General features: G+C 45.6%; 13 protein-coding genes. 8 read left to right on the forward strand and 5 right to left on the reverse strand.

Annotation, left to right across the window (positions count from 1 at the left end):
- Nucleotides 1-65: 65 nt before the first annotated feature.
- From uxuA to OW495_RS05440, 3 genes are all read right to left on the reverse strand, one after another.
- Nucleotides 66-1,253: a mannonate dehydratase gene (gene uxuA / locus OW495_RS05430; RefSeq protein ID WP_289885449.1), complete on the reverse strand. Its 1,188-nt coding sequence runs from the start codon at nt 1,251-1,253 to the stop codon at nt 66-68.
- A 208-nt stretch (nt 1,254-1,461) separates the two neighbouring features.
- On the reverse strand, nt 1,462-2,244 hold the full coding sequence (locus tag OW495_RS05435) for an FCD domain-containing protein (RefSeq protein ID WP_050643471.1): 783 nt from the start codon (nt 2,242-2,244) through the stop codon (nt 1,462-1,464).
- A 107-nt stretch (nt 2,245-2,351) separates the two neighbouring features.
- Nucleotides 2,352-3,335 (reverse strand): TRAP transporter substrate-binding protein, encoded by a 984-nt coding sequence (locus tag OW495_RS05440; RefSeq protein WP_054546316.1) that lies wholly within the window; start codon nt 3,333-3,335, stop codon nt 2,352-2,354.
- Between the two features lie 299 nt (nt 3,336-3,634).
- On the opposite strand from OW495_RS05440, the gene OW495_RS05445 reads away from it, so the two are divergent.
- The 7 genes from OW495_RS05445 (at nt 3,635) to OW495_RS05475 (ending at nt 10,710) form a co-directional block, all read left to right on the forward strand.
- Nucleotides 3,635-4,147, forward strand: a complete 513-nt coding sequence (locus tag OW495_RS05445) for a TRAP transporter small permease (protein WP_048609952.1) — start codon at nt 3,635-3,637, stop codon at nt 4,145-4,147.
- A 15-nt stretch (nt 4,148-4,162) separates the two neighbouring features.
- A complete protein-coding gene (locus tag OW495_RS05450) occupies nt 4,163-5,470 on the forward strand; it encodes a TRAP transporter large permease subunit (protein ID WP_054542885.1) in 1,308 nt (435 codons plus the stop codon).
- A 96-nt stretch (nt 5,471-5,566) separates the two neighbouring features.
- Nucleotides 5,567-7,030 carry a fructuronate reductase gene (locus OW495_RS05455; RefSeq protein WP_289885460.1) on the forward strand — a complete coding sequence of 488 codons (1,464 nt, stop codon included), beginning with the start codon at nt 5,567-5,569 and terminating at the stop codon, nt 7,028-7,030.
- A 12-nt stretch (nt 7,031-7,042) separates the two neighbouring features.
- On the forward strand, nt 7,043-8,455 hold the full coding sequence (gene uxaC, locus OW495_RS05460; RefSeq protein ID WP_289885461.1) for a glucuronate isomerase: 1,413 nt from the start codon (nt 7,043-7,045) through the stop codon (nt 8,453-8,455).
- A gap of 3 nt (nt 8,456-8,458) precedes the next feature.
- Complete coding sequence (locus tag OW495_RS05465; RefSeq protein ID WP_102300119.1) at nt 8,459-9,451, forward strand: sugar kinase; 993 nt, start codon at nt 8,459-8,461, stop codon at nt 9,449-9,451.
- Nucleotides 9,452-9,460: 9 nt separating this feature from the next.
- Nucleotides 9,461-10,087, forward strand: a complete 627-nt coding sequence (locus tag OW495_RS05470; RefSeq protein WP_102300120.1) for a bifunctional 4-hydroxy-2-oxoglutarate aldolase/2-dehydro-3-deoxy-phosphogluconate aldolase — start codon at nt 9,461-9,463, stop codon at nt 10,085-10,087.
- A 113-nt stretch (nt 10,088-10,200) separates the two neighbouring features.
- Nucleotides 10,201-10,710 (forward strand): YgjV family protein, encoded by a 510-nt coding sequence (locus tag OW495_RS05475; RefSeq protein ID WP_099166061.1) that lies wholly within the window; start codon nt 10,201-10,203, stop codon nt 10,708-10,710.
- 122 nt (nt 10,711-10,832) lie between these two features.
- Here OW495_RS05475 and OW495_RS05480 read toward each other — a convergent pair whose 3' ends face one another.
- Both OW495_RS05480 and OW495_RS05485 read right to left on the reverse strand, forming a co-directional pair.
- A complete protein-coding gene (locus OW495_RS05480; protein ID WP_289885465.1) occupies nt 10,833-12,284 on the reverse strand; it encodes a glutathione synthase in 1,452 nt (483 codons plus the stop codon).
- A 136-nt stretch (nt 12,285-12,420) separates the two neighbouring features.
- Nucleotides 12,421-13,356, reverse strand: coding sequence for a LysR substrate-binding domain-containing protein (locus tag OW495_RS05485; protein ID WP_289885466.1), 936 nt, complete (start codon nt 13,354-13,356; stop codon nt 12,421-12,423).
- A gap of 120 nt (nt 13,357-13,476) precedes the next feature.
- Between OW495_RS05485 and add the strand changes: the two genes are divergently transcribed.
- The gene (gene add / locus OW495_RS05490; RefSeq protein WP_289885467.1) at nt 13,477-14,475 is read left to right on the forward strand and encodes an adenosine deaminase; all 999 of its coding nucleotides are present in this window, start codon (nt 13,477-13,479) and stop codon (nt 14,473-14,475) included.
- The last annotated feature ends 207 nt before the right edge of the window (nt 14,476-14,682 follow it).

Here is a 14,682-nt window from a genome sequence, read left to right on the forward strand (position 1 = left end):
GATACAAAAAAACCAGAACACGAGTTCTGGTTTTTTAAACGGTATTTTAAACCGAAGTTTAAGAGTTACTTCGTGTAAAAAGCGCGCTTGAGTGCGACTTCCAATCCGCGAACTTCAGCCAAGCCTTTCAATCGACCAATCGCCGAATAACCTGGGTTAGTGGTTTTCTTCAGGTCATCCAGCATTTGATGACCGTGATCCGGACGCATTGGAATTAAACGGTGATCGCCCACTTCCGCACGACGATTTTCTTCATCCAAAATTGCCATTACAACGTTGTACATGTCCACATCACCATCTAGGTGAGCCGCTTCGTGGAATGTCATTGGGTTGCTCTCTTCGCGCTTAGTAGAACGCAGGTGCGTAAAGTAAATTCGGTCACCGTGCTTTTTGATCATATTGACCAAATCATTGTCGCCACGTACACCGTATGAGCCCGTGCACATCGTCAAGCCATTCATTTTGCTTGGCACATGCTCGGTCAACCAATCAATGTCTTCGATCGTTGAAACGATGCGAGGCAAGCCTAAAATTGGACGCGGTGGATCGTCTGGATGAACCGCCATCTTCAAACCATTCGCATCACAGATAGGCATCAGCTCAGTAAGGAAGTGAGACATGTGCTCACGTAGTTTATCTTTGTCGATACCCGCATAGCGGTCTAGCTGCGCTTGAAACGCTTCAAGTGTGTAGCCTTCTTCAGCGCCCGGCAAACCCGCGATAATGTTGTTGGTCAGTTGCTGAATTTGCTCTGGCGTCATGTTGTTGAAGTAATCTAACGCTTGCGCTTGCTCTGACTCTGAATAGTCTGACTCAGCACCCGGACGCTTCAAAATATGCAGCTCAAATGCCGCAAACGCAATTTGATCAAAGCGAAGTGCGCGCGAGCCATCAGGCATTTCAAATTCTAAATCGGTACGTGTCCAGTCCAACACAGGCATGAAGTTATAACAAACCGTGTCAATGCCACACTCAGCAAGGTTAGACAGAGTTTGCTTATAGTTATCAATCCACTGCTGGTAGTTGCCAGTTTGAGTTTTGATCTCTTCGTGCACCGGCACGCTTTCTACGACCGACCACGTTAAACCTTTCTCTTCGATAATGGCTTTACGCTTAAGGATTTCTTCTTTTGTCCAAACTTCACCATTTGGAATATGATGCAGTGCATTCACAATACCAGTTGCGCCCGCTTGACGAATATCGTCTAGCGAAACTTGATCATTAGGGCCGTACCAACGCCACGTTTGTTCCATGAGACTTACCTTTCTTTAAGACGCACTTAGCCGGCTCGAATTAATCAAGCTAAATGCAATAACGACTTCTTAATGGCAGCAATGACAATTGCTGCCCGAGATAGCACCGGTCTACGCCGGTCTAAAGACGATTACCTATCTACAACCTAGTGAATGAATCAGCTTTCAAGAGGAGCCTTGTCGCTGAATTCAACGTTAGCTTTCAAAACTAACTTTCTGTGCTAAGCAGCACCACTGGGTTGGAACTAAATAAGTAGCCATCAAAGTTTGGGTCATCAATGTCTGACAGCGCTAACAAACGCTGTTTAACATTCTCAAGGTGTTGCCACATTGCGTTCTTAGCAGCGACAGGATCTTTGCGCTGTAAGGCGGCGAGGATACGAGCGTGATCATCTAACCATTCTTCACGGTAATCTTGACCACTGATGTGAGAGTGGAGTTTATTCCACATTGGACTCTTTTCGCGTCGATCCCAGGATTGTTTCAGCATATCTACCAGAACAGAGTTTTGAGTGGCCTCTGCAATACACATGTGAAATCTTTCATCTCCGCTGCAATCGGTGGTGCCGCTTGCAAGCTCTTCGCGCTCGAGTTCGAGTGCAGAGCGCATCTTAATGATGTCGCCCGGAGTGACCTGAGTTGCCGCAAACTCCGCGATATTACTTTCCAGTAATTGGCGGGCCTGCAGCATCTCGAATGGACCAGCATCATCGCTGACCACATTCTCGCGAGAATGAGTTGGAATGTTCAGGACATAAACACCCGACCCTTTTTTCACCTCAACTAAGTTTTCAAGCTCCAGCATGATGATCGCTTCACGCACCACTGTGCGGCTTACATCTAGACGATCAGCAATATCGCGTTCTGGAGGTAATCTATCTCCAACCTTATACAGGCCTTCAATCAGTTCTCTTCTTAGTACTAACCCTATCTCCTGATAAGGTCTTTTCGGCTCGAAAGGCATCATGATGATATTGTCACTTCTTTCCATTGTATTTCTCTCGCCATCATAATGACCAAATATAATTGGTCAACCTCTATATCCTAAAATGCAGTAACACCTTGTTTTTGTATTACTATTTTTTCTATATTTTCTCGTTATTCAACAGACTGAATACGATCAATTAATGCGCTCAATTCTGGATCCGTTTTATCTAGCGCGTCATACATAGGTTGAACTGCGAGTGCGAACGCAGCCTTGTCTGGTTCCACAAAAGTAACGCCCATTTCCTCGGCTTTAGCACGCTCTTTTGCTTCCGATTCAGCCCACAATTTTTTCATCAATTCAGATGAATCACTTGCCGCTTTCATTAGCGCATCTTGTTGTTCTGTAGTCAGTTTATCGTATGCTCTGGTTGAGATAACCAACACATCCGGAACCATCGTGTGCTCATCTAAGCTAAAGTATTTAGACACTTCACTGTGACGGCTCAAGCTGAAAGAAGGAATGTTATTTTCAGCCGCATCCACTACACCTTGCTGCAGTGCTGTGTACAACTCACCGTAAGCTAGTGGCGTTGGGTTACCGCCTAACGCTTTCACCATCGCAATTGCTGATGGGCTTGGTTGAACACGAACTTTCAAACCTTTCAGATCTTCTGGCGTGTTAATTGGCTTATTGGTATAGAAGCTACGCGCACCAGCGTCGTAGTAAGTCACACCAATAAAGCCGCTATCACGAGAAGAGTTAAGAATGTCACGGCCCACTTCACCATCAGTCACACTGTAGTAGTGCGCTTGATCGCGGAATAAGTAAGGCATGTTGAATGATGAATAAGCAGGAGAAAAAGCTTCTAGCTCAGCAGCATTACTTTTCACCATATCTAAAGCGCCGTTCTGCATCAGCTCCATAGATTCACGCTGTGTACCCAATTGAGCGTCAGGGTAAATACGAATACGCACCTCACCATCAGTCAATTCACGTACTTCTTTCGCCATAAACGTCATCGCTTCATGTACTGCATGGTCACGAGGGTGGTTATGGCTCAGTTTCAATGTTGTCGCTGCATAAGCAGAAGCTGTTGCTCCAAAAGTGAAAGCAGCACCGACAACCGCACTAATCAAAGTTTTACGCGTCATCATCATTCTTATTCTCCGTGGATTGGTTATCCAAAATGTAGGGTGTTTTTTGTTATGGGCTCATATTGGGGCTCAAAAAAGGAACCGTCAAAGCTGAAATTAAAATTGATTGACCAATATCACAATAAAAACCCATAAATTGGTCAACCAAAATCATTTGTGAAGTTGCTCACGCCAACCAAAAAATGAATAGCTTATGATTCAGCCAGATTTTTGAACATACCATCCCTACATAGAAACAGTTTCTTACATTGGTAAACCAATTGTTATGAGATACGCAATTTTGTTGAAAGGAAATAAACATGAATAAATTGGTCAGTTACATAAATAGAGGGTTGGCCGCCTTTACAGTGTCTCTATCGTCTTTCTTAGTGCTTTGTGTGATATGGCAGGTTTTATCCCGCTATGTTATTGGCAAACCAAGTACTGTTACCGACGAGCTCGCGCGTTATCTCTTTATGTGGGTAGCCTTAATTGGTGCCGCCTATACAACGGGTCTGAAACGCCATCTTGCCATCGACCTGCTTACGATGAAGCTGACTGGCAAACGTAAATTAATCAACGAAATCGTTATCCAAATAGCCATCGCTTCTTTCTCTTATATCGTTCTGGTGCACGGTGGAAGCCAACTTGCTGCTAAAACGCTTGCGATGGGACAGCTGACTCCCGCTCTAGGTTTAGAAATGGGCTACATCTACTTCTGCTTGCCTATCAGTGGCGCTTTAATGATTTTTTACTCCGTCGTGTTTACTTACGAACGCGTTAAACAATTAATGTCAGGTGACGATTTGATCACCGACTCACAACTTGATTGATAGAAGGATTTCACAATGGAATGGCAAGTAATACTGACCTTATTCGGTAGTTTCGCTGTACTGCTTACAATCGGTGTACCGGTCTCTTTTGCGATTGGTTTATCGTCACTAGCAACCATCTTAATGAGCTTACCGCTTGAGCCGGCTATCGCGGTAGTTGCTCAACGCATGGCCGCTGGCCTTGATAACTTTGCATTACTGGCGATCCCGTTCTTCATTTTGGCGGGCAACATCATGAACCAAGGCGGCATTGCGCTGCGTTTGATTAACTTCGCCAAAGTGTTGGGTGGTCGTCTGCCGGGTTCATTGGCACACGTAAACGTGATGGCAAACATGATGTTTGGCTCTATCTCAGGATCGGCGGTAGCATCGGCAGCTGCAGTTGGTGGCACCATGTCTCCTCTGCAAAAGAAAGACGGCTACGACGAAAACTTCTCTGCGGCGGTTAACATTACTTCGTGTCCTACTGGTCTATTGATTCCACCAAGTAACACGCTGATCGTTTTCTCTTTGGTTTCTGGTGGTACTTCAATCGCGGCATTGTTCTTAGCAGGTTACATCCCAGGTCTCATCATGGGGCTAAGTATCATGATTGTGGCGGGTATTATTGCAAAACGTCGTGGTTACCCTGTTGCTGCTCGTCCTTCACTATCAATGGTTTGGGATACCTTCCTAAAAGCAGCGCCTTCTTTAGCACTGATCGGCATCATCATGGGTGGCATCATTGGCGGTATCTTTACTGCAACTGAAGCTTCTGCGATTGCCGTGGTATACACGTTTGTTTTAGCCGTGCTTATCTACCGTGAAGTTAAGTGGCGTGATATTCCAAAGATCATCCTTGAGTCTGCAGTAACAACTTCTATCGTTCTATTACTTGTTGGCGCATCAATGGGGATGTCTTGGGCAATGGCGAACGCCGATGTGCCTTACATGATTGCTGATGCATTACTGGCGGTTTCTGATAACCCGCTAATGATCCTACTGATTATCAACGTGATTCTGCTGATTGTGGGTATCTTCATGGATATGACACCAGCGGTACTGATCTTCACACCAATCTTCCTACCAATCGCGCTAGACCTAGGCATCGACCCTGTGCACTTCGGCATCATGATGACCTTCAACCTTGCTATCGGTATCTGTACGCCGCCAGTAGGTAGTGCTCTATTCATCGGTTGTTCGGTTGCCAACATTGCCATAGACAAAGTCATCAAACCTTTGCTGCCATTCTATGCTGCACTGATTGCAGCCCTAATGGCCGTTACTTTTATCCCTGAGCTGAGCTTGTTCTTACCTGAATTAGTACTGGGCTACGGTTCGTAATTTGGTCACAGATACATTCTAAGACTGCTAAACACTCAAACGCTTTATCAAATAATAAAATCCCGCTGGTTCGCTGGCGGGAAAAGGAACTGAATAATGAAGACTGTTGCTAACTCTACGCTGCCAAACACTGTATTACGACCTGACTACGACCGTTCAACACTCCAAAGCCGTATTGTGCACCTTGGTTTCGGTGCATTTCACCGAGCGCACCAAGCGCTATTCACCAATGAAATGCTAAGCAAAACCAACACTGATTGGGGTATTTGCGAAATTAACCTATTCGGCGGCGAAGATTTGATTGAATCACTTCGCGCGCAAGACCACCTTTACACCGTTGCTGAAAAAGGCGCTGAATCCACAGACGTTAAAGTAATCGGCTCAGTGACTGAATCACTGCATCCAAACCTAGACGGTATCGAAGCTGTTTTAGAAAAAATGGCTGAGCCTCAAGTGGCGATCGTGTCGATGACGATCACAGAGAAAGGCTACTGCGCTGACCCTGCAACTGGCAAGCTTGATAGAAATAATGCCCTAGTCATCGCTGATTTAGCGAACCCAACGCAGCCAAAATCGGCACTTGGATATATTGTACGAGCGCTCAAAATACGCCGCGACCGTAACCTTCCTCCATTCACGGTAATGTCTTGCGATAACGTGCAAGAGAACGGTCATGTAGCAAAAGCAGCGATCATTGAGTTCGCTCAACTGCTTGACCCAGAATTACGTGATTGGATTGAAACTAATGTCACCTTCCCATGCACTATGGTTGACCGCATCGTACCAGCAGCAACCGAAGAGACACTGACAGAAATTGCAGAACTGCTTGGTTGTGAAGACCCGTGTGGCATCGCCTGTGAACCATTCCGCCAATGGGTGATTGAAGATAACTTTGTGGCAGGCCGCCCAGACTGGAATATTGCTGGCGCAGAGTTCGTAGAAGATGTGGTGCCTTACGAAGAGATGAAACTGCGTATGCTCAATGGCAGTCACTCTTTCCTTGCTTACCTTGGATACCTTGGTGGTTACGACCATATTTCCGACACCATGACAAATGCAGGCTACCGCAAAGCCGCTTTTGACATGATGATGAAATCCCAAGCACCTTCACTAACTATGCCTGAAGGGACTGATTTGGAAGGTTACGCAACCTTGCTGATCAACCGCTTCACCAACCCAAGTTTGAAACATAAGACATGGCAGATTGCGATGGATGGTAGCCAGAAGATCCCTCAGCGTATGGGTGGCAGCTTGCGATTCCATTTAGAGCAAGGCTCAGACTTCTCATGGCTTGCGACGGCCATCGCTGGCTGGATGCGCTATGTTTCGGGTGTTGATGAGCAAGGCAATGAGATCGATGTTCGCGATCCAATGGCAGACACACTTCGTCAGATCTGCGACGAGCATGGACTCAATACTTCTGTGGTTCCGACGTTACTTGCGGTTGGAGCGATTTTCCCTGCCGAGCTAGGTCAAAACCCACAGGTGATTGATGCAGTAAGTTCAGCGTACCAATCATTAATTGAACATGGTGCTGTTGCTACCGTGGCTGCATTATAAGGAGTATAAGCAATGAAGAATTTCTTATGTGAAGACTTTTTACTGTCGAATGAGACAGCGCGCCGCTTGTACCACGAACACGCAAGCCACCAACCGATTTATGACTATCACTGCCACCTAAACCCGGCAGAAGTGGCTCAAGATCGTCAGTTCGAAAACATGTCTAAGATTTGGCTTGAGGGTGACCACTACAAATGGCGTGGCATGCGTTCAGCAGGGATCGACGAACGTCTGATTACTGGAGGCGCAAGCGATTATGATAAGTTCATGGCATGGGCTAGAACCGTCCCTCAAACCTTGGGTAACCCACTTTACCACTGGACTCATTTAGAGCTGCGCCGCCCATTTGGTATTACTGGCACTCTATTTGGCCCAGAAAGCGCTGACCAAATTTGGCACCAATGCAACGAGCTATTAGCGACACCGGAATTTAGTGCTCGCGGCATCATGAAGCAAATGAATGTTGTAATGGCGGGGACGACTGATGACCCTATCGACTCTCTTGAGCACCATAAAGCGATCAATCAAGACAGTACCTTCGATGTGAAGGTTCTGCCAAGCTGGCGCCCAGATAAAGCATTCAAAATTGAACTTGATGGCTTTGCGGATTACCTGCAAAAGTTAAGCATGGTTGCTGATATCGAGATCACACACTTCCATCATCTATTGAGTGCTTTAGACAGCCGCCTAGCGCATTTCAACGATCATGGTTGCCGTGCAGCAGACCATGGTATCGAAGTGGTTCGCTACGCGCCGATTCCATCAGAATCCGATTTGGATGCTCTGTTCACTCGACGCCTCAACGGCGAAACGCTCACCGATTTAGAATGTGCACAGTTCTCAACAGCCGTTCAAGTGTGGTTAGGCAAGCGCTACGCCGCAATGGGTTGGGTAATGCAGCTTCACATTGGTGCTCAGCGCAATAACAACACGCGTATGTTCCAACTGTTAGGCGCAGATGCAGGGTTTGATTCGATCAGCGACAAGACGTTTGCCTTCGAATTGGCTCACCTATTAGACGAGATGGATCAAAGCAACGAGCTGCCTCGCACCATCCTTTACTGCTTAAACCCTCGCGATAACGAGATGATGGCCACCATGATTGGTAATTTCCAAGGTGGCGGCATCGCGGGCAAAGTTCAGTTTGGTTCTGGTTGGTGGTTCAACGATCAGAAAGACGGCATGCAACGCCAAATGGAGCAGTTATCTCAGCTTGGTCTGCTTAGCCAGTTTGTCGGAATGCTGACTGACTCTCGTAGCTTCTTGTCATACACACGCCACGAATACTTCCGCAGAATTCTGTGTGACATGATTGGTCGTTGGGCTGAAAACGGCGAGGTGCCAAACGACATGTCACTGCTTGGCCCTATGGTCGAAGACATCTGCTTTGGTAACGCAAAACGCTACTTCGAAGAGAGGGCGTAACCCATGAAACATATCGCCATTATTGGTGAGTGCATGATCGAGCTTAACGGAAAACCGTTTGGCTCAATGCATCAAACGTTTGGCGGAGACACACTCAATGCTGCGGTCTATCTAAGCCGCGGCTGTGAGGTCAACCTAAATCCAAATGACATCAAAGTGTCCTACGTCACGGCTTTAGGCGCAGACCCGATTAGCAAGGGAATGTTAGAGCGCTGGCAACATGAAGGAGTGTCGACTGACCTCGTTCTACAAGACAGCCAACGAACTCCAGGCCTATACCTGATTCAGCTTGATGACGCAGGTGAGCGTACCTTCTTATACTGGCGTAATCAGTCAGCAGCACGGTACCTGTTGCAACATCCAGATTTTAGCCAGATAAAACAAGCTTTACGCAACGTCGATATGGTCTTTCTTAGCGGTATCACATTAGCGATTCTACCCGAGCAAGATCGTATCGAGCTATTGAACATCTTGGTTGAATTGAAGACACAAGGCGTTGAAATCGCCTTCGACAGTAACTTCCGCCCTACCCTTTGGCCACAGGACGAAAACCAAACCGTCAAAAACAGCTACCAAGCCATGTATACATTGACGGATTTAGCATTGGTGACATTCGATGATGAACAGTTAATTTGGGGAGATAGCTCTCCAGAACAAACTATCGAACGTCTAACTGCGCTGGGTGTTAAGCGATGCATCGTCAAACTGGGTGCAGATGGCTGCCTCATTCAAGATGCCACAATTCAAAGTGACATAAATCTAAATTCTGGTACCGCTTCGGCTCCACGGGCGGTGCCTACCCAACCTGTTGAACATGTCGTTGATACGACCTCGGCAGGAGACTCATTCAATGGCGGATTTTTATCTGCTTACCTTGCTGGCGAAGACTTAACAACGTCGTGCCAGCGTGGCAATACCATGGCAGGCGTCGTTATCCAACATCGCGGTGCCATTATTGCAAAAGAACTTACTCAAGCGGCCATCACAGCCATTTAAGGAATACCAATGAACATCAAACAACAACTAAAAACACTGAAAGTTATCCCTGTGATCGCTATCGACAACGCTGAAGACATCATCCCTTTGGGTAAAGTGTTAGCTGAAAATGGTTTACCTGCAGCAGAAATTACGTTCCGTTCTGAGGCTGCTGTCGAAGCTATTCGTCTACTTCGTGAATCACAACCAGATATGTTGATCGGCGCTGGCACTGTACTCAATCGTGAGCAGGCGATCGCAGCCAAAGAAGCGGGCGCAACGTTTGTGGTCTCTCCTGGCTTTAATCCAAATACTGTCCGAGCTTGTCAGGAGATTGGTATTGACATCATTCCTGGGGTCAACAACCCAAGTACAGTAGAAGCCGCTCTAGAAATGGGCTTAACCACATTGAAGTTCTTCCCAGCTGAAGCATCGGGTGGCATCAACATGGTTAAGTCACTTCTTGCGCCTTACACCGATATTGAGATCATGCCGACAGGTGGCATTAACCCTAACAACATTAAAGACTATCTAGCGATACCTAGAGTACTCGCATGTGGCGGTACTTGGATGGTGGATAAGAAGCTGATTGAAGAAGGCAGTTGGGAAGAGCTGGCTCATTTAACTCGTGAAGCCGTTGCTTTAGTGAATCAATAATCACATTCATCGAACAATAATAAGCTTTACGTAGTCAATTAAAGCATTAACCAGCCCTCTAATTAGAGGGCTGAATTTTTGTTCATAAACTTAAATTGACTGATGGAACGAGTATGGAAAACGCAATAGCACAAGGTATTGGCGGAATTGCATTCCTAGTTGGCGTGATGGCCTTTTGGCAAAAAGACGACATGCGATTTCGTTATCAGATGATGATGTTCTGTCTGATCATGGGAATTCACTTCACCTTAATGGGAGCTACAGTTGCTGCCATTGGCGTGATGATTAACGCACTTCGTAGTTATGCTTCCATCAAAACTCAATCACGCAAAGTGATGTGGTTTTTCATTGGTTTAATGTGGGTAATGACATTACCTAATATCACACACTTCTTTGAATTCATAACCGTTTTAGGTTCTTCAGTTGCCACTTGGGCATTATTTACCAAACAAGGTGTAACACTGAGATCCTTTATTCTGTTCAACTCACTTTGTTGGATTAGCCACAATATTTGGCTTGGTTCTATCGGCGGTTCTTTGGTCGAAGGAGCATTTATTGCCACCAATCTATTCACAATCTACCGTTTACACCAGCGCAGCTTGTTAATTGAAAATAGGACATAATCACTGGAATAAAATCTATGATTTAAACCTAGAACTAATTAATTCATTGCACTTTAAAGACCATAAAGGCCAACGTTCACGCGCTGGCCTTTCTTTTATCTGCTATTTGTCGAAATCAAGAGTTAATCAATCAACACCAACGAATCCAAAATCCCTTTGCCGCTGTGGATCCCGCCTTCATTCTCACTCGCAGGTTTGCTACGAATAAGATATCCCGCATAACCGTCTATTTCGGTAACTGATTCACCTTGATAATACGCGGTGAACAAACCCACTTCGCTGACTAAATCTGTTACAAGTGTTTGCTGGGTATCACGGACCGCAATGGTTGGCACGTCACGTTCATGTGGATACAAGCGTTGCATCAATGCCCATGCGTCGTACTCTTCTGGCTTAAGTTGGCTCAGTTGTTCGCTAATGTCGTCACCAAATACACAATGGCCACCGCCCTCGCCTTGGTTTTTCAACACCCACTCTTGCTTATCAGCTTGTGTGTTAAACCATTCAATCGATTCACTGGTGGTTGGCTCCATATCGGCTAAAACACTCTTCACCAGTTCTGCTTCTTCTAGCGTTAAACCCCAACGTGCGTATTCAGATGCTGGCATCATGGTCAGCAGCATTTGCATGGTTTTACTGGTCGCTAATTGCTGGCTGATGGTCGCGTTCATTGCAACATGGTGTTGTTCCATAAACACGCGCGTTTGGCTTAGTGTATGGCAACAAACCGATTCGTTGAGTTCTGGTGCCCAGTAATCTGAATACTGATAGCCAGCTCTTAGGTACACCACATCGACAGCACCGACACCTTTCAATAACAAGCGTTGATTTTCGCCCGATGAAAGCTGACAGCTCAGTTGTTCAAAGGTACGACGAACCGTACGTACACCCTGCTTTTGCAGTTCAATTTCGAGTAGGTGTTGATCGTAAACATTGTCTTCATTCTTTTGCACTACCATCAAGAATGTTGGCTTATCTGAATCATTAAAGTCAGCTCGCACTTTTCTTGCTGAAGTCGCAATACCATAAGCCAACTGCGTTAAGCCTTGGTTTTCAGCAGGTGTGGCAGATTTATCTTCAAGCCAGCTCCGATAAGTCTCAGGCCATTGATTGTGCATGTAATCATGGAAATCTGTGGCCTTTTGCCCGAATGGAGCCATTCCTGCCGCAATGCCATTGAACTCGATCACTTTCGCGCCATGTTGGCGATCGTCCATGAAGTCAGTACGCATTAATAATAACGGTTGGCGAGCCGGATAATGACGATGAGACACCTCGCCATGCGCTTGTTGATGCAGTTCCATCAAGCGGCCAAAAAACGGATCTGCTTTGGCCATATCACTCAATGATGACTGCAAGAAATCATGATCTTCGGAAACATTGCTGATTAACTTGGTGATAAGCGGTGTTACCTTCAACAGGTGTTCATACACCTCACGCTCCATAGTCATAGGAGCAATGCTGAAAGGACAATGCCTAGCGGTATTATCTGACTGGCGAAACGCAACACCGTGCATGATCGCCCACTCACACGCGTCTTCAATAATTTGTTGTGGTAACCGTGGAATTGTCATCTCTCATCTTCCAAATAAAAATAGCACCCAGAATAAGACGAAGCTTAATTCCAAAAGACGAAATAAAACTGGATTATTTATCAAATAACTACGTTTATCTTATCTTTCAATAGCTTGAATAAATTATACATCTCAACTATCGAGTCTGCTCGATAATCAGATCGCGCAACCATTTGTGGCTCGGTTCTGAATCGAAGTATTTGTGCCATAGAAGGAACAAGCCTCCCGGCACCAAATCAACCGGAACGGGCTTCATCACCAACTCTCCGCTATCAATGTAATCGCGTACCGAGTTGTATGGGTAACACATAAGTAAATCGCTCTGCTTACACAGCTTAATGGCACTGGTGATGTCTGAAACATTCGCGGCTTTGTTGATTTCCAATTGCTTGGAATTTAGCACTTCCATTAGAAGCCAATCACCCGCCCCACCCGTCACCAACTGTATGTGTCGATACTTCAAGAAAGTGTCGAGGTTCCACTCTTCTTGCAAGGCAGGGTGGTCATTGCGCATCAAACATACAGAATAATCCAAGCACAGTTCCACGTAATCCAACTCGTCAGGGATACACTGGACATGGGTAGAAGCGCGCTCATCTAGCTCAAATATACCGATACCAAAATCCACCTCACGTTTGAGTAAACGCTTGAAGCTGTCGCTGCTCCACGTCGAACTGTTGATGGTAATGTGCGGCGCATCGGCAAGTGCTGTCGGCATAAAGTGCGGATAGATCGCTGTGTAGGCGGTTTCAACAAGGTCTATAGTGAAAGTACGCTCACTGTCTTTAGGATCGAAAACTTCGGGAACGGTCAGCTTTTCGATCTGCAGTAGAATTTGGTGAATCTTAGGCGCTAACGCGAGTGCTTTGGGTGTGGGAAATAGCCCTTTGGACTCTCGCTCAAACAGCGGATCATCAAACAAAGCTCTGAGTTTGGTGAACTGTTTACTTACAGCAGATTGACTCAAAAAGAGTCGCTCTGCGGTTTTGCTCACGCTTCGCTCTTCAATGAGAACGTGTAGGCAAAGCAGCAAATTCATATCGCATTTAAGTAAGCTTTTAACATCTACCATGATATTCCCTAAATTCAGGTTAATGATGATTAATTGTCACTTTAAATCATATCATTGTCTTGGTAAATTTAGCGCATGTGAGTTAACACGCTCAAATAATAATAGAATTAAGGAATACTCATGGATTTTCTAGCACTACCAAAGATTGATTTACACTGCCACCTAGACGGAAGTGTTCGCCCAGATACGATTATTGACTTAGCAAAACAGTACAATATCGAACTACCTGAAGATCGCGACGCGGTTGTTCAATCTCTAACGGTGCCAGAAGATTGCAAAAACCTAGATGAGTATCTGGCTTGTTTCAGCTTGCCACTACAAGTAATGCAGACTGAAGAAGCGATTGAACGTATCTCTTTCGAGCTATACGAAGACGCTGCACTAGAAAACGTTAAGTACCTAGAAGTTCGCTTTGCGCCAATCCTGCACGTAAACAAAGGTCTGTCTCTTGATACGATCATTGCAAGCGCAGTAAAAGGCATGAAGCGTGCTGAAGAGAAATACGACATCAAAGGCAACTACATCATGTCTGTGCTTCGTATGTTCCCTAAAGATTCTATCAAAGACGTAATCGACGCAGGCCAACCCTACCTAGGTAAAGGTGTTGTTGCGTTTGATATCGCAGGTGGCGAAAAGCCAGGCTTCTGTGCTGAATTCCCTGAATACACGCAATACGCTCTTGAAAAAGGCTACCGCATTACCGTGCACGCTGGCGAGCAATGGCACGGTCAAAACGTTTACGATGCAGTGACAATGCTTGACGCTGAACGTATCGGCCACGGTGTTCACATCCAAGGTAACGAGGACGCATACAACATCGTTAAAGAGAAGCAGGTTGCGCTTGAAACTTGCCCAACAAGTAACGTTCAAACTAAATGTATTCACAAATTCAGCGACCACCCAATTGCTGAATTCAAGAAAGACGGTATCGTTGTTACGATCAACACAGACAACCGTACTGTGTCGAACACAACCATGACCAACGAAGTGAAGCGTGTGTGTGAAACATTCGGCCTAACAAAAGAAGACTACGTAGAGATCTACAAATACTCGGTAGAGAGCGCTTTTGCTTCAGACGAAGTGAAACAGCACCTAATGAGTTTCGTTGAGCAAATCTAATTTAAGCAATCTTGATTGCTAAGTAGAAAAACAGGAAGAGAAAGGCTGAGGCTTTTCTCTTTTTTTATGCCCGAAAGTCGCTAATCTTGCAGTATTCGTCATATATATCAATCACAGTAAGTAAGTGATCATAAATAGCGCAGGAAAAAGGCTTAAGAACAAGGCAGAAATTTTCGATAAGTAGTTATTCTACAATCAAAATTTCTA

Origin of the sequence: Vibrio sp. 14N.309.X.WAT.E.F5 (genome assembly GCF_030397615.1) — a bacterium.
GTDB classification, from domain to species: Bacteria; Pseudomonadota; Gammaproteobacteria; order Enterobacterales; family Vibrionaceae; genus Vibrio; species Vibrio lentus.